The following is a 14678-nucleotide window of genomic DNA, read 5'->3' on the forward strand; positions in this document are numbered from 1 at the left end:
AAGGAATGCGGCCGGCGGGCCTTAAAGTTAGGGATTCCGGGAACCTGTTGCGCCGGATCAGGACACGCCTATCGCTTTCCGGCAGAGCGGATTCCGCGTCACATGTCGGTACGCGCACAGCATGACCTGAGATTTGTTTCTAGCCGTTGCCTTCGCGCTTGCCATCGTCGAGCGGCAGCACATTGCTGCGGCCGGACATCGCCGACAGCGCGTCGAGCGCTTCCTCGCACCACTCCACCACCATGCGCTCATGGCGCATGCCGAGGCGCAGGCTGAGCATCTTGCCGACATCGGCGGGCGGCGCGGCGCCGTCGGGAAATCGCTTGTTGAGCAGGCGCTCGTAACGCTCATAGCGGTCGCGGTGATGCTCCAGCCGCGCCATCAGGTCGGTGCGCAGCGGCTCGATGTCGACGCAGTCGAGTGCGTACAGCCGGACCAGCAGGTCGTCCTTGATGGAGGGCGGAACGCTCGACCGCGCCGCCCAGTGTTTCAGCGCCGCGCGGCCCTCGGCCGTCAGGGTGTAGACCAGCTTGTTGGGCTTGCCGGACTGCACCACCTCGCGGCCCTGGACATGGCCCTTGTCGCGCAGGCGAGAGAGCTCGCGGTAGATCTGCTGATGGTCGGCCTTCCAGAAGAAGCCGATCGAGGCGTCGAACGTCTTGGCGAGCTCATAGCCCGTCATCGGACGTTCCGTGAGGCATGCGAGGATTGCGTCACCGAGTGCCAACGCCCACCTCCATCTCAGTTCCCAAGAAGGCCGTTCTGAAGTTCGCTTGACTTTATGCGTCACTGTGCATATGCGTCAATATGCATATGGTGATCGGCGTGCCGCCTTGTCGCGCGCGGCCGATGTTCAGGCCTCTCAACCCCCTGCCGCAGGAGACGTCCGAATGAGCAAGCCGGGCCTCGACAAGTGGTACGCCTACATGAAGTCCCACGACACCGCCGCTCTGTGGGATCTGCTGCATCCCGACGCGGTGTTCGAAAGCCCGGTCGTGCACACGCCGCAGCGCGGCCGCGACATCACCTTCAAATATCTGAACAGCGCCGCCAAGGTGCTCGGCGGCCTGACCTTCAAATATCTCGGCGAGTGGCGCAACGACACCGGCGCGGTGCTCGAGTTCGAGAACGAGATCGACGGCATCAAGCTGAACGGCGTCGACATCATCACGTTCGACGGTGACGGCCGAATCACGCATTTCAAGGTGATGGTGCGCCCGCTCAAGGCGATCAACCTGCTGCATCGGATGATGGGCGAGGAGTTGATGAAGCAGAGCGGCGCAACGTCGCAATCACAGTCTCGCTAGGACCTGCCGCGGACCTCCGGAACCGGATAAGGTTCGCTCCAACAAACCCAAGGACGAACTGCGCAGCATCGGTCGCGCGTGCGACCGCGAGCCAGCCGGGAGATCAGCATGCCGACCTACAAAGCCCCCGTCGAAGACGTCAGCTTCCTGTTGAACGACGTTTTCCAGATCGATCGTTATGGCAATCTTCCCGGCTTCACCGATGCGTCGGCCGATGTGCGCGAGGCGATCCTCGGCGAAGCCGCCAAGCTCAGCGAGGAAGTGTTGCAGCCGCTCAATCGCACAGGCGATCTCGAAGGCTGCAAGCGCAATGACGACGGCAGCGTCACCACCCCGAAGGGCTTCAAGGACGCCTTCAGGCAGGTCGCCGAAGGCGGCTGGCTCGGCTTGTCGGCGCCGGCCGAATTCGGCGGCCAGGGTCTGCCGGTGACGCTCTCCCAGGCGGTCAACGAATTCCAGATCTCCGCCAACATGGCGTTCTCGATGTATGGCGGCCTGACCATGGGCGCGACCGCGGCGCTGCTGGTGCACGGCACCCTCGAGCAGAAAAAGACCTATGTGCCGAAGATGATCGCCGGCGAGTGGACCGGCACCATGAACCTGACCGAGCCGCAGTGCGGCACCGATCTCGGCCTGCTGCGCACCAAGGCGGTGCGCCAGGCCGACGGCAGCTTCAAGATCACGGGCACCAAGATCTTCATCTCCGCCGGCGAGCATGACCTCACTGAGAACATCATCCATCTGGTGCTGGCGCGCATCGAAGGCGCACCGGCCGGCATCAAGGGCGTTTCGCTCTTTGTTGTGCCCAAGGTGCTGGTCAATGCCGACGGCTCGCTCGGCCAGCGCAACGGCGTCACCTGCGGCTCGATCGAGCACAAGATGGGCATCCACGGCAATTCCACCTGTGTGATGAACTACGACAACGCCACCGGCTGGCTGATCGGCGAAGAGAACAAGGGCATGCAGGGCATGTTCGTGATGATGAACGAAGCCCGCCTCGGCGTCGCGGTGCAGGGCCTCGCGCAGTCCGAGGTCGCCTATCAGAACGCGGTCGCCTATGCGCGCGAGCGCCTGCAGGGCCGTTCGCTGACCGGCGTCAAGGCGGCTGACAAACCGGCCGATCCGATCATCGTGCATCCCGACGTCCGCCGCACGCTGCTCACCATCCGCGCCTTCAACGAGGCGGCACGCGCCATGGTGGTGTGGACCGCGCTGAAGAGCGACGTCGCGCACCGCTCCCAGGACCCGAAGGATCGTCAGGCTGCTGATGACCACATGGGCCTGATGACGCCGGTGCTGAAGGGCGTTCTGACCGACACGGGATTTGCCAACACGGTCTCCGCGCAGCAGATGTTCGGCGGCCACGGCTATATCGCCGAGCACGGCATGGAACAGTTCGTGCGCGATGCCCGCATCGCGATGATCTATGAGGGCGCCAACGGCATCCAGGCGCTCGACCTGGTCGGCCGCAAGCTGCCGCGCGACGGGGGCCGTGCCGCGATGGCGTTCTTCGGCGAGGTCACGGCCTTCGCCAAGGAGCATGGCGGCGACGAGGCGATGAAGCCGTTCATCACCCCGCTCTCCACCGCGCTCGGCCATCTGCAGCAGGCCACCGGCTGGCTGATGCAGAACGCGCTGACCAAGCCCGACAATGCCGGCGCTGCCGCGACCGACTTCATGAAATTGTTCGGCCTAGTCGCGCTCGGCTACATGTGGGCGAAGATGGCCAAGGTGGCGCAGGACAAGGCTGCCGCCGGCGCCACGCCCTACCTCAACACCAAGCTCGTGACCGGCCGCTTCTTCATGGAGAGGCTGCTGCCGGAGACCGCCGTGCATCTGGCCCGGATCCAGAGCGGCAGCGCCACCACGATGGAATTGGCCGCGGAAGCGTTCTGAAGCGTTTTCCAGCGAAGTGGATACCGGTTCGCGTGAAGAAAACGCGTCAAACAAGAAAGCCTTGAAAATTGCCGCCGCACCCGTGCGGCGGCGCATCCTTCCGTATATATTATGATCCTCATATCAAGGAGGGCGTCATGCCTGAGGCATACATCTACGATCACGTTCGTACCCCGCGCGGCCGCGGCAAGGCCGATGGCGCACTCCACGAGGTCACAGCGCTGGCGCTCGCCACGGTGCCGCTGAAGTCGCTCAAGGAGCGCAACAATCTGCCCGAAAACTCCGTCGACGACGTCGTGCTCGGCGTGGTCGACCCGGTCGGCGAGGCCGGCTCCGACATCGCCCGTTTCGCCGCGCTGAAGGCCGGCCTCGGCGAGAAGGTGCCGGGCGTGCAGATCAGCCGCTTCTGCGCCTCCGGCCTCGATGCCGTGAATTTCGCCGCGGCCCAGATCATGAGCGGCCAACATGAGCTCGTGATCGGCGGCGGCGCGGAATCGATGAGCCGCGTCGGCATCGGCGCCTCCGGCGGCGCCTGGCCGATGGATCCCTCGATGGCGGTGCCGGCCTATTTCATGCCGCAGGGCATCTCGGCCGACCTGATCGCGACCAAATACGGTTTTTCGCGCGATGACGTCGATGCCTATGCCGTGCAGAGCCAGCAGCGCGCGGCTAAGTCGTGGGATGAGGGCCGCTTCAACAAGTCGGTGGTGCCGGTCAAGGACATCAACGGCCTGACCATCCTCGCCAAGGACGAGCACATGCGCCCGACGACGACGATGCAGTCGCTGGCGCAGCTGCAGCCGTCCTTCGCGGCGATAGCGGCGATGGCCGGCTTCGACGCGGTGGCGATCCAGTCGCATCCTGAGGTCGAGAAGGTCAACTATGTGCACCACGCCGGCAATTCCTCCGGCATCGTCGACGGCGCCGGCGCGGTGCTGCTCGGCAGCAAGGAAGCGGGCGCGAAGCACGGCCTGAAGCCGCGGGCGAAAATCCGCGCGTTCGCCAATATCGGCTCGGAGCCCGCGATGATGCTGACCGGCCCGGTCGACGTCACCGAGAAGCTGTTCGAGCGCTCCGGCATGAAGAAGTCGGACATCGACCTGTTCGAGCTCAACGAGGCCTTCGCCTCGGTGGTGCTGCGCTACATCCAGGCCTTCGACATCGACAATGCCAAGATCAACGTCAATGGCGGTGCGATCGCGCTCGGCCATCCGTTAGGGGCGACAGGCGCGATGATCCTCGGCACCGTGCTCGACGAGCTCGAGCGCACCAACAAGCAAACGGCACTGGTGACGCTGTGCATCGGCGGCGGCATGGGCACCGCCACCATCATCGAGCGCGTGTAAGGCGAGGGGAGCGAACAACATGGCTTACAAGAATTTCAAGTTCGACGTTGACGCCGACGGCATTGCGCTGGTCACCTGGGATATCCCCGATCGTTCGATGAACGTGTTCGACGAGGTCTCGACGCAGGAGATCGGCGAGATCATCAAGCAGACGACCAGCGATGCCGCGATCAAGGGCGTCGTGATCACCTCGGCCAAGGAGGCGTTCTGCGCCGGCGCCGACCTCTCGATGCTCGAGGGCATGAACCGCTCTTACGCGCAGCTCTTCAAAGAGAAGGGCGAGGAAGCCGCGAACCAGATGCTGTTCGAGCAGAGCCGCCAGATGTCGCAATCGTTCCGCGCGATCGAGACCTCGGGCAAGCCGTGGGTCGCCGCGATCAACGGCCTCGCGCTCGGCGGCGGCTTCGAGATCACGCTGGCCTGCCACTACCGCGTCGCCGCCGAGAACCCCAAGACCCGGCTCGGTTTGCCCGAGATTAAGGTCGGCCTGTTCCCCGGCGCCGGCGGCACCCAGCGCGTGCCGCGTCTGGTGTCGCCGCAGGACGCGATGCAATTGCTGCTCAAGGGCGAGGCGGTCAATCTGACCCGCGCCAAGGCGCTCAACCTGATCCACGCCGTGGTGTCCGCGGCTGACCTGATCAAGGCCGCGAAGGACTGGATCAAGGGTGGCGGCAAGGCCGTCGCGCCGTGGGACGAGAAGGGCTTCAAGCTGCCCGGCGGCCCCGTCTTCTCCAAGATGGGTATGCAGATGTTCCCGGCCGGCAACGCGATCTATCGCCGCGAGACCTACGACAATTATCCGGCCGCGCGCGCCATCATGAGCTGCGTCTATGAAGGGCTGCAGCTGCCGATCGACGCCGCGCTGCGGGTCGAGTCGCGCTACTTCACGCAGATCCTGCGCTCGAAGGAAGCGGCGGCGATGATCCGCTCGCTGTTCCTGTCGATGCAGGAATTGAACAAGGGCGCGCGCCGCCCGGCGGGCGTGCCGCCGACCAAGGTGAAGAAGCTCGCCGTGATCGGCGCCGGCTTCATGGGCGCCAGCGTCGGCTATGTCTCGGCGCAGGCCGGCATCGACGTCGTGCTGGTCGATCGCGACCAGGACAGCGCCGACAAGGGCAAGGGCCACGCCAAGACCGTGGTCGACGGCCTCATCGCGAAGGGCCGGATGAAGCAGGAGGCGGGCGATGCCATCCTGGCGCGCATCTCGGCCACTGCGGATTACAATGTGATCAGGGATTGCGACCTCGTCATCGAGGCGGTGTTCGAGGACCGGAAGGTCAAGGCCGACACCTATGCCAAGGCGCAGCCGCTGCTGAAGTCGGGCGCGATCTTCGCCTCCAACACCTCGACCTTGCCGATCAACTCGCTGGCCAAGGAATTCAAGGACCAGGGCAAGTTCATCGGCATCCATTTCTTCTCGCCGGTCGAGAAGATGATGCTGGTCGAGATCATCCTGGGCAAGAACACCGGCGACGTCGCGCTGGCGACCGCGCTCGATTATGTGCGCGCGATCGGCAAGACGCCCATTGTGGTGAACGATTCCCGCGGCTTCTTCGCCAATCGCTGCGTGATGCGCTACATCTCCGAGGGCAATGAGATGCTGCTCGAAGGCGTGCCGCCGGCAATGATCGAGAACACCGCCAAGATGGCCGGCATGCCGGTCGGGCCGCTGTCGCTGCAGGACGAGGTCGCGCTCGATCTCGGCCTGAAGATCACCAAGGCGACCGAGGCCGATCTCGGCCCCAACGCGATCGACCAGGCGCAGAAGAAGCTGATGGTCGAGATGGTCGAGAAGCAAGGCCGCTTCGGCCGCAAGAACGGCAAGGGCTTCTACGATTATCCCGAGAAGGGCAAGGGTCAGAAGAGCCTGTGGCCGGGACTGGCCAATCTGCAGCCCAAGCAGCTCGATCCCGATACGCTCAGCGTCGAGGAATTGAAGCAACGCTTCCTGGTGGTGCAGGCGGTGGAAGCCGCGCGTACCGTCGAGGATCACGTCATCACCGACGTGCGCGAGGCGGATGTCGGCTCGATCCTTGGCTTCGGCTTCGCGCCGTTCACCGGCGGTGCGCTGTCCTACATCGACTTCATGGGCACCAAGAAGTTCGTCGCGCTCTGCCACGCCTTCGAGAAGAAGTACGGCTCGCGCTTCACGCCGCCGAAGCTGCTCGAGGAGATGGCGGCCAAGGGCGAGACCTTCTACGGCCGCTTCCCGCCGAAGAAGCAGGCGGCTTAGTCCGCGGAGTAGGCTCCGGCCGCGTCATTGCGAGGAGCGAAGCGACGAAGCAATCCATACCTCAGCAGGCGGAGGACTGGATTGCTTCGCTCCGCTCGCAATGACGAAACCAAAATGGGCCGGTCATCGATCCGACTTGAGCCTGTTGCGTGATGGTCACGGCGGTCAAAGTCCCGCCACGCTTGCTCCCCACTGGCACCACGCTGCTGGCATCACTCTTGCTCGTCGATCGCCAGGATGATCGAAGACGACGATCAGGGTTGGGGTGTCCTGCAATGCGTTCTGTGCTCAAGGAAGGTGCCGCCGAGGTCACGGGCAAGCATTCCTTTTCGCTCCCACCGCTGCGACGAGGGAATCCGCTGCGCTTGCGGGGCAAGGGCCCTTCCTGGATCGGCCTGCTGCTACTCGTTCTGGCCGTAGACCTTGTGCTCGCGGCGGCCGCGTGGAATGCCGTCGACCTCTTCCGCCATTGAGGCGTGCTTATCCGGCGAGAGCACGGCGCCGGCGAGATAGGCGATCTGGTTGAACGCGAGGCAGGCGACGACGATCGGGGCGCCGGTGGCAAATGCATAGCCGTCGGACTGGAGCACGATTGCCGCCAGCACCGCGATCAGCGGCGACACCAGCATCAAGGTCCAAACCCGAAAATACAAACTGATTGCCAGCCCGACGAACGTGCTGGTCAACAAAAGCGTAAAGGCGACCGTCACATTTTTAGACCAGTTGGAGCGGAGGGCGCGCCGCAGGTCATAGTCGGTCAGTTGGATCGCTCGAACAAGGACAGCAACGCCCTCAGTCAGAAGTACACCGACTTAATCTTAACCTGTAGAATGCGGATTAAATTGATTTGTTCCAGCGCGTGCCGAAAGTTTGTGCCGCTCATTTCTCCCTGAAGGCCCGATGCACCTGGTCGGCCAGCGCAAGACCGCCGAGGAACTTAATCTGACCTGATCGATATCTTGCGGCGCAATATGAGTCTCCACGATCAGATTGTCCTTCGAGGGAATAGTTGCCGCACCCGGCCGTCGCGTTCGCGACATGGCGAAGGCGCCGCTACGCGGAAGACGCCAAACTGCTGAAAATTGTAGGTGAGGGACCGGCCGGAAATCGACTTGCCGCACGGCGATGCCACGACCTCGTCGATCGCGCGCAGAAAAAAGGGCCGGATCTTGATCCGGCCCTTCCACGTCTCATGAAACTGGCGCGAAAGCTCAGGCTGCCTTGAGCAGGCCTTCCTTCTTCAGCGCTTCCTGCACTTTCGGGCGCGCCGCGACGCGGGCCTTGTAGGCCGTGACATTCGGCAGGCCGGAGAAGTCGAAGCCAAGGCGGTCCTGCGCCCACATCATCATGGTGAAGAGGTAGCCGTCGGCGACCGTGAACTGGCTGCCCATCAGATAGTCGCGCCGGGCGAGCTGGCTCTCGACATATTTGAACTTGCTCATGGCGCGGTCCTTGAAGAAGGCCTTGGCGTCGTCGGCCAGCACGGGCGAGAACATCGGACCGAGATTCTTGTGCAGCTCGGTCGTGATGTAGTTCAGCCATTCGAGCAGCTTGTAGCGCTCATTGGAGTCCCGCGCCGGTGCCAGCTTCCGGTCGGCGACCCTGTCGGCGATCATCTGGATGATGATCGGCCCTTCGGTGACCATCTCGCCGGTATCCAGTGCCAGCGCGGGCACCTGGCCCTTGGGATTCACTTGCAGGAAATCGTCGCCGTTTTCGAGCTTCTTGGCGCGCAGATCGACCTTGACCAGGTCATAGGGCAGGCCGGCCTCGAGCAGGGCGATGTGGGGGGAGAGGGAGCAGGCACCGGGGGAGTAATAAAGCTTCATGGGGGTATTCCTTCCCTTGTTCTTGGCGTCCGGAGAGGGATTGCCTACATGCACCTGCATGAAATAGTCAAGATTGATGCAGATGCATTCAGTGCGGTACAGTGGGTTCCGGGACCTTATGGGCTAGACGATGAAACGCAAGCTATCGAGCGAGGCGACGGCCGCCTGGATCCGCCTGATGCGGGTGCCGAGCCGGGTGCTGGACTGCGTCGAGCAGGATTTGAAGAAGGCCGGCTTCCCGCCGCTTGCCTGGTATGACGCCTTGCTCGAGCTGTCGCGCGCGCCGTCCGGCGAGCTGCGCCCGGTCGAGCTCGAGCGGCAGATGCTGATCCCGCAATATTCGACGTCGCGGCTGATCGACAAGCTGGTCGACGAGGGGCTTGCCGCCCGCCGCGAATGCAAGATCGACAAGCGCGGCCAGTTCGTCGAGATCACCGAAGCCGGTCGCGAGCTCCAGAAGAAGATGTGGAGCGCCTATTCCTCGGCGATCGACAAGCATGTCGGCTCGAAATTGTCCGATGCCGACGCGGCCAGGCTGTGCGGTCTGCTCGACCGTCTCGGCTGCTCCTGCGGCGACGCCAAGAGCGACGCCAAGGTCGATGCGAAGAGCGATACCAAGGCCGCGCCGCCGCGAGACGGCGTGCCTGCCCGATGATAGTCCTGATCCCATCATCCGCGGCCGTTGTGGCCCGCGGATGTCCCTGCCACCGCGCGCCTTCGATCGAAGCGCCCTTGAGTTGGATTTAGTATGGCGCGTGACCAGATCGACATGACGCCGCTGCAATCGCGCGACGAACTCGTGGCGTGGATTGAAGCCGGCGTGAAGCCCGAGTCCGAATTCCGGATCGGCACCGAGCACGAGAAGACCCCGTTCACGCTCGAGGGCCGTCAGCCCGTGCCTTATGAAGGCGCGAAGGGCATCGGTGCGCTGCTCGAGGGCATGAAGCTCCTGCTCGGCTGGGAGCCGATCATGGAGCGCGGCAACATCATCGGGCTTTATGACGTCACCGGCGGTGGCGCGATTTCGCTCGAGCCGGGCGGCCAGTTCGAATTGTCGGGTGCACCGGTCGAGACCGTGCATCAGACCCAGTCGGAGCTGATGGCGCATCTGGCACAGGTGCGAGAGATCGCAACTCCGCTCGGTATCGGCTTCCTCGGCCTCGGCATGACGCCGTCCTGGTCGCGCGAGCAGATCCCCGTGATGCCCAAGGGGCGCTACAAGATCATGAGAAACTACATGCCGAAGGTCGGCAAATACGGCCTCGACATGATGTTCCGGACCTGCACGGTGCAGACCAATCTCGACTTCTCCTCCGAAGCCGACATGGTGAAGAAGCTGCGGGTGTCGCTGGCATTGCAGCCGATCGCGACCGCGCTGTTCGCCAATTCGCCTTTCACCGAAGGCAAGCCCAACGGCTTCCTGTCGTTCCGCTCCGAGATCTGGCGCGACACCGACAATGCGCGAAGCGGCATGATCCCGTTCGCGTTCGAAGACGGCATGGGCTACGAGCGCTATGTCGATTACGCGCTCGACGTGCCGATGTATTTCGTCAAGCGCGGCGATGAATATATCGACGTCTCCGGCTCGTCCTTCCGCGATTTCTTCGCCGGCAAGAACAAGATCCTCCCCGGCGAACGCCCAACCTTGTCGGACTGGGCCAATCATCTGTCGACGATCTTTCCCGAGGTGCGGCTGAAGCGTTACCTGGAAATGCGCGGCGCCGACGGCGTGCCGTGGGGCCGGCTGCCGGCGCTGCCGGCGTTCTGGGTCGGGCTGCTCTACGACAATGACAGCCTCGATGCCGCCTGGGACATCGTCAGGCACTGGACTGCACCGGAGCGGCAGGCGCTGCGCGATGACGTGCCGCGCTTCGGCTTCAAGTCGCGGATCAAGGACCGCTATCTGTTCGAGATCGCCAAGGAGTGCCTGATCCTGTCGCACGCCGGATTGCGGCGGCGTGGCCGGATCGACCATCTCGGACGCGACGAGAGCCGCTTCCTCGAACCGCTCGAGCGCATCATCGAGGCCGGCCGCTCGCCGGCGGAGGAGATGCTGGAGAAGTTCAACGGCCCGTGGAAGGGCTCGGTGGAACCGGCCTATCAGGAGTATGCCTTCTAATCCCCACTCGGCCTGAATTCGGGCCCGGAACGCGCGCGGACGGCGGCGGTGTCGCACCCGCCGTTCATCAGCCGTACAGGTTCATGGCGTTCAAATGACGCCCCGCGGAGTGCGCGGGGCTGTGCGAATTTGAAAGCAATGTCATGGGGATAGGTCGCCTCTTTAGGGCGTGGATGGTGATGTTCGCGGTTTTGGCGGCCGCTTTCGTCGCACGCCCGGCATTGGCGCAGACCAATTTCGACCGTCCCGGCGGCGACTACCTGAACGCGCCGGTCTCGTCAGGCGATCCCGCCGATTGCGCGCTCACCTGCGAGCGCGACCGCCGCTGCCGCGCCTGGAGCTTCAACTATCCGACCGACGCCAACAATGGCGCGGTGTGCTGGCTGAAGAACAGCGTGCCGGCGCGGGTGCAGGACGTCTGCTGCGTCTCCGGGGTGCGTGGCGCGGGCGTGGTCGAACCGCGCAACGGCGCCATCGAAACCTCGATCGACCGCCTCGGTGGCGACTACAAGAATTTCGAACTGAAGAGCAGCGACGGCGACGAGGCCTGCCAGGCCGCCTGCACCGCCGACAACAAGTGCCGTGCCTGGACCTACGCCCGGCCCGGCTATGCCGGCCGCGACGCGCATTGCTTCCTGAAGAAGGAGATCAAGCCGCCGCGCCGCAAGGCGGGGTTCACGTCAGGCGTGGTGCGCTAGCGCCAAGGGCGGTTGACCGGCCTCTGGATACGATGATCGCCCATCCGATCCTCATCGACCGGGCTCCCTCAGCCTACCCCGGCCGCGCGCTGAATTGGCATGGCCGACACGGCCTCCGGAAAGCGAAGGCAAGCGGTCGTTCCCTGTCCACGGTTCGACGCAATGACGAGCTCACCGCCATGCGAGGCCATGATCTCCTGCACGATCGACAGGCCGAGGCCGGCGCTGTTCCTGGTCGTGTCGCCGGTCTGGAATGGCTCGATCAGCTTGCACTCCGAGCCCGGAGAGAGCCCGGCGCCGTCGTCGCTGATCGATACGCGGCCGCGGCCTAGGCTGGCCCTGATGCATCGGGCGCCCCGGGCGTGAATCAGCGCGTTGCCGACCAGGTTGGCCAGCGCGCTCCTGATGGCAGCTTCGACGCCCTGCACCATGGTGGCCGGTTCGTCGCCGTGCTCCAGCGAGAGTTCGATCCCGGCGTCCAAGGCCGACGGGCTGAAATCTGCCAGCACGTCGCGCGTCACGGTCGCAAGGTCGATCGGCCGCTTTTCGAGCGTCCCGTTTTGCAGCCGCGCTAGGGCCAGCATGGCCGAAACGAGCGATGTCAGCCGGCGGACATCGTGAATCAGCTCCACCCGCAAGGCGGGATCGGCCACGTCCTCGACCCTGGCGCGCAGCAACGTCAGAGGGGTGCGGAGCTGATGGGCGGCATTGCCCAAGAACCGGCGCTGCGTCCGGATGTAGGCGTGGATTTCATCGAACGCGCGGTTCAGCGCCGTAGCCAGCGGTTTCAATTCTGCGGGGACCCGATCGAGCGAAATCGATCCCTGCGGCGCGGCCGGATCGATCGCGAGCGCAAGCTTCGTCACCCGTTCGATGCTGCGCGCAACGAAGCGCACGGCGAGGAACACGCCGATCGCCACGATCAATACGTACCCCGCCGCGTAGAGGGAAATCTCGAACAGATTTTTCAGGATGAACCACATCGCGATCTGGTCCAGACGGACGTGGGCGTTTCCGATCATCATCACGAGTTCGGGGACGCGGCCGCTGTGCATGACGACCATGCAGAACGAGCTCTTCTGGTCGAGCGACTTGAGCATGGACAGACCGCTCGGTCCGACAAAGGGCAGTGAAACCGGCAGCGGCGGCCTGCGTTCGCGCCCGAATTCGCTTGTCACATCGCCGTAAGCCACGACGTACCATAGGTCCGGGCTTTGGGATTTCAGCTCTTCCAATCGGGCGGTGGGGCGGACTGTGAGCCTGTCGCCGGGGTTGATGTCGGTGGCGCGTCCAAGAACGTAGGCGGCCGCAAAGCAGGCGCTGCGTTCGGGCTCCTGCGCGATGAACAGCCAGAAGACGAGGCCGAGCGCGGCGAAGAAGATCACGGCGGCGGCCGTCCCGAGCGAGAGCGTCAATGTCCGTGCGATCGACGTCATCGGATATTTGCCATCCTCAGAATGTAGCCGATGCCCCGCATGCTGCGGATCTCGACATTGCTGCCAAGTTCGGACAGCCTCTTGCGAAGCCGGGACACTTGCGACTCGAGGGTGTTGGATTCGATCTCGTCGTCGAATCCGTAGATGGCCTCGATCAGTGCCTCGCGGGCGATGACGCGGTCGCGTCGCATCAAGAGCGCCTCGAGGATCAAGGCCTCGCGGCGCCGGAGCAGGACCGTGTGGCCGGCGACGGTCGCCTCGTTGGTGCCGATCTTCAGTTCGACGTTGCCGAACGAAAGCAGTGACGGCACGAAGACGCGGGGCCGCCGCAGCACGGCCCGCGCTCTCGCGACGAACTCCTGCGGCTCGAAGGGCTTGCCCAGATAGTCGTCGGCGCCGCCGTTCAGCCCGTCGATCACGTCTTCCTTGGCGTCCTTGGCGGTCAGCATGATGATGGCCGGCCTCTCCGGCAGTCGGCTCAGCGTCGTGACGATGCTGAGCGCATCGCCATCGGGCAGCATTCGGTCGACGATCGCCAGATCGTAATTGAAACTGCTGAGCGCATGCCTCGCATCCGTAACGGACTCGACGATGTCGATAACGCCGCCGAGCTGCCCGAGCAGCCGGTCGAGATAGGCGGCGATTTGCGGTTCGTCTTCGATCACGAGAAAGCGCACGGACCTTGCCTCGCATGTTCGCTCGATGATCTTGCAGGCGATTGTGTCGGCATCGCGCCAGCGATGGTTCAGCGCTCGCAGCACTTGTCGGCAGGCGGCTTTGACAAGGCAAGCGACGAATCTTTTCGCGCTTCGCGGGCGCCCGCCGCGCGGCAATCTTCGGGCAATGTTCACAGGCCACCTAGCCGCGACCATACGACAACGCTTCCCACAAGGCCCAGGTCAGAGGTTTTGAACATTCCGCCATGCGAGAGTTCTTCCGTTCTTGCGCGGCGAAGACCGCGCGTCGTGCAATCGTTGCTGCTGTTCCTGCCACATTCGGCGTTGTCGCGGCCTTTCCCGGTCAGGCTGCCGCGCAAACCGCGTTCACGTTGCCGGCTCCGCCTTTTTCAGTCCCTTTCCTGCCGTCCGTCTCGGGCAACTGGACTGTGATGATTGGCGTGAGCGGGGCGTCCAGACCGGATTTCGAGGGTACAAACCACACCAAGTTCACCCCGGTCCCGATTTTCGCGATCCGTCGCCTCGGCACCGTCGACCAGTTTCGCAGCCCGCGCGACAACGCGAGCATCGCGATCGTCGACTTCGGTGATTTTCGGGCCGGCCCCGTCGGCAAGTTCGTGACGTCGCGAAAGGCGAGCAGGTACCCCGAGCTCAGCGGTCTTGCCGACGTCAACGCGGCCTTCGAGCTCGGCGGATTCGTCGAATACTTTCCGGTCGACTGGTTTCGTGTGCGCAACGAGACGCGCCAGGGCCTTGGCGGGCACCACGGCATCGTTTCCGACTTCTCGGCGGACTTCATCGTGCCGGTGTTTGGCGGCCTTACCGTTTCCGCCGGACCGCGCTTCACCTTGGAGACCGCGAAGGCGGTCTCGCCCTATTTCAGCATCGATACCGTGCATGCGATGGCGACCGGGCTGCCGGTGTTTGACGCCAAAGGCGGAGCGCATTCGGCCGGTGTCGGCGCGCAGCTGTCGTATCGGATCAATCCGAAGTGGGAAGTTCAGTCCTATGTCGAATATGATCGACTGCTCGGCGACGCCGCGAAGAGCCCGATCGTGACGGTCCGCGGCTCGGCAAATCAGACCACGTTCGGCGTCGGCGCCTCCTATTCATTCGACGTCAAGGTTCAATGAGAGC

Annotated in this window: 13 protein-coding genes; 8 read left to right on the plus strand and 5 right to left on the minus strand. The window is 64.0% G+C overall.

The window, feature by feature from the left end:
- Positions 1 to 139: 139 nt before the first annotated feature.
- Positions 140 to 727 carry a PadR family transcriptional regulator gene (locus tag ACVIGA_RS25805; protein ID WP_456668488.1) on the minus strand — a complete coding sequence of 196 codons (588 nt, stop codon included), beginning with the start codon at positions 725 to 727 and terminating at the stop codon, positions 140 to 142.
- Between the two features lie 163 nt (positions 728 to 890).
- On the opposite strand from ACVIGA_RS25805, the gene ACVIGA_RS25810 reads away from it, so the two are divergent.
- The 4 genes from ACVIGA_RS25810 to ACVIGA_RS25825 all read left to right on the plus strand — a co-directional run bounded on the left by ACVIGA_RS25810 (position 891) and on the right by ACVIGA_RS25825 (position 6782).
- Positions 891 to 1307, plus strand: coding sequence for a nuclear transport factor 2 family protein (locus tag ACVIGA_RS25810; protein ID WP_456668489.1), 417 nt, complete (start codon positions 891 to 893; stop codon positions 1305 to 1307).
- Positions 1308 to 1415: 108 nt separating this feature from the next.
- Entirely contained in the window at positions 1416 to 3203 is a 1788-nt protein-coding gene (locus tag ACVIGA_RS25815; RefSeq protein WP_456668490.1) for an acyl-CoA dehydrogenase C-terminal domain-containing protein, read from the plus strand.
- Positions 3204 to 3340: 137 nt separating this feature from the next.
- Positions 3341 to 4549 (plus strand): acetyl-CoA C-acetyltransferase, encoded by a 1209-nt coding sequence (locus ACVIGA_RS25820; protein ID WP_456668491.1) that lies wholly within the window; start codon positions 3341 to 3343, stop codon positions 4547 to 4549.
- 19 nt (positions 4550 to 4568) lie between these two features.
- Positions 4569 to 6782: an FAD-dependent oxidoreductase gene (locus ACVIGA_RS25825; RefSeq protein WP_456668492.1), complete on the plus strand. Its 2214-nt coding sequence runs from the start codon at positions 4569 to 4571 to the stop codon at positions 6780 to 6782.
- 401 nt (positions 6783 to 7183) lie between these two features.
- On the opposite strand, the gene ACVIGA_RS25830 is transcribed toward ACVIGA_RS25825, so the two are convergent.
- Entirely contained in the window at positions 7184 to 7435 is a 252-nt protein-coding gene (locus ACVIGA_RS25830; protein WP_456668493.1) for a hypothetical protein, read from the minus strand.
- Between the two features lie 558 nt (positions 7436 to 7993).
- Entirely contained in the window at positions 7994 to 8611 is a 618-nt protein-coding gene (gstA, locus tag ACVIGA_RS25835; RefSeq protein WP_456668494.1) for a glutathione transferase GstA, read from the minus strand.
- 130 nt (positions 8612 to 8741) lie between these two features.
- On the opposite strand from gstA, the gene ACVIGA_RS25840 reads away from it, so the two are divergent.
- From ACVIGA_RS25840 to ACVIGA_RS25850, 3 genes are all read left to right on the plus strand, one after another.
- Entirely contained in the window at positions 8742 to 9266 is a 525-nt protein-coding gene (locus ACVIGA_RS25840) for a MarR family winged helix-turn-helix transcriptional regulator (RefSeq protein ID WP_223966111.1), read from the plus strand.
- Between the two features lie 93 nt (positions 9267 to 9359).
- Positions 9360 to 10730: a glutamate--cysteine ligase gene (locus ACVIGA_RS25845; RefSeq protein ID WP_375777324.1), complete on the plus strand. Its 1371-nt coding sequence runs from the start codon at positions 9360 to 9362 to the stop codon at positions 10728 to 10730.
- A 143-nt stretch (positions 10731 to 10873) separates the two neighbouring features.
- Positions 10874 to 11428, plus strand: a complete 555-nt coding sequence (locus ACVIGA_RS25850; protein WP_456668495.1) for a PAN domain-containing protein — start codon at positions 10874 to 10876, stop codon at positions 11426 to 11428.
- 68 nt (positions 11429 to 11496) lie between these two features.
- Here ACVIGA_RS25850 and ACVIGA_RS25855 read toward each other — a convergent pair whose 3' ends face one another.
- Together ACVIGA_RS25855 and ACVIGA_RS25860 are read right to left on the minus strand one after the other, a co-directional pair.
- Positions 11497 to 12864, minus strand: a complete 1368-nt coding sequence (locus ACVIGA_RS25855; protein ID WP_456668496.1) for a sensor histidine kinase — start codon at positions 12862 to 12864, stop codon at positions 11497 to 11499.
- Complete coding sequence (locus ACVIGA_RS25860; RefSeq protein ID WP_456668497.1) at positions 12861 to 13541, minus strand: response regulator transcription factor; 681 nt, start codon at positions 13539 to 13541, stop codon at positions 12861 to 12863. Before ACVIGA_RS25860 ends, ACVIGA_RS25855 begins: the two co-directional genes overlap by 4 nt.
- A 431-nt stretch (positions 13542 to 13972) precedes the next feature.
- Here ACVIGA_RS25860 and ACVIGA_RS25865 point away from each other — a divergent pair, with 431 nt between their 5' ends.
- Positions 13973 to 14674 (plus strand): MipA/OmpV family protein, encoded by a 702-nt coding sequence (locus ACVIGA_RS25865; RefSeq protein ID WP_456668498.1) that lies wholly within the window; start codon positions 13973 to 13975, stop codon positions 14672 to 14674.
- Positions 14675 to 14678: the final 4 nt, after the last annotated feature.

Source organism: Bradyrhizobium sp. USDA 3240 (assembly GCF_054063295.1).

Bases quoted from the DNA above. Each gene is read 5' to 3' on its own strand.
- ACVIGA_RS25825 (WP_456668492.1), top strand. From the start codon at position 4,569: ATGGCTTACAAGAATTTCAAGTTCGACGTTGACGCCGACGGCATTGCG.
- ACVIGA_RS25845 (WP_375777324.1), top strand. From the start codon at position 9,360: ATGGCGCGTGACCAGATCGACATGACGCCGCTGCAATCGCGCGACGAA.
- gstA (WP_456668494.1), bottom strand. From the start codon at position 8,611: ATGAAGCTTTATTACTCCCCCGGTGCCTGCTCCCTCTCCCCCCACATC.
- ACVIGA_RS25855 (WP_456668496.1), bottom strand. From the start codon at position 12,864: ATGACGTCGATCGCACGGACATTGACGCTCTCGCTCGGGACGGCCGCC.
- ACVIGA_RS25840 (WP_223966111.1), top strand. From the start codon at position 8,742: ATGAAACGCAAGCTATCGAGCGAGGCGACGGCCGCCTGGATCCGCCTG.
- ACVIGA_RS25865 (WP_456668498.1), top strand. From the start codon at position 13,973: ATGATTGGCGTGAGCGGGGCGTCCAGACCGGATTTCGAGGGTACAAAC.
- ACVIGA_RS25810 (WP_456668489.1), top strand. From the start codon at position 891: ATGAGCAAGCCGGGCCTCGACAAGTGGTACGCCTACATGAAGTCCCAC.
- ACVIGA_RS25850 (WP_456668495.1), top strand. From the start codon at position 10,874: ATGGGGATAGGTCGCCTCTTTAGGGCGTGGATGGTGATGTTCGCGGTT.
- ACVIGA_RS25820 (WP_456668491.1), top strand. From the start codon at position 3,341: ATGCCTGAGGCATACATCTACGATCACGTTCGTACCCCGCGCGGCCGC.
- ACVIGA_RS25815 (WP_456668490.1), top strand. From the start codon at position 1,416: ATGCCGACCTACAAAGCCCCCGTCGAAGACGTCAGCTTCCTGTTGAAC.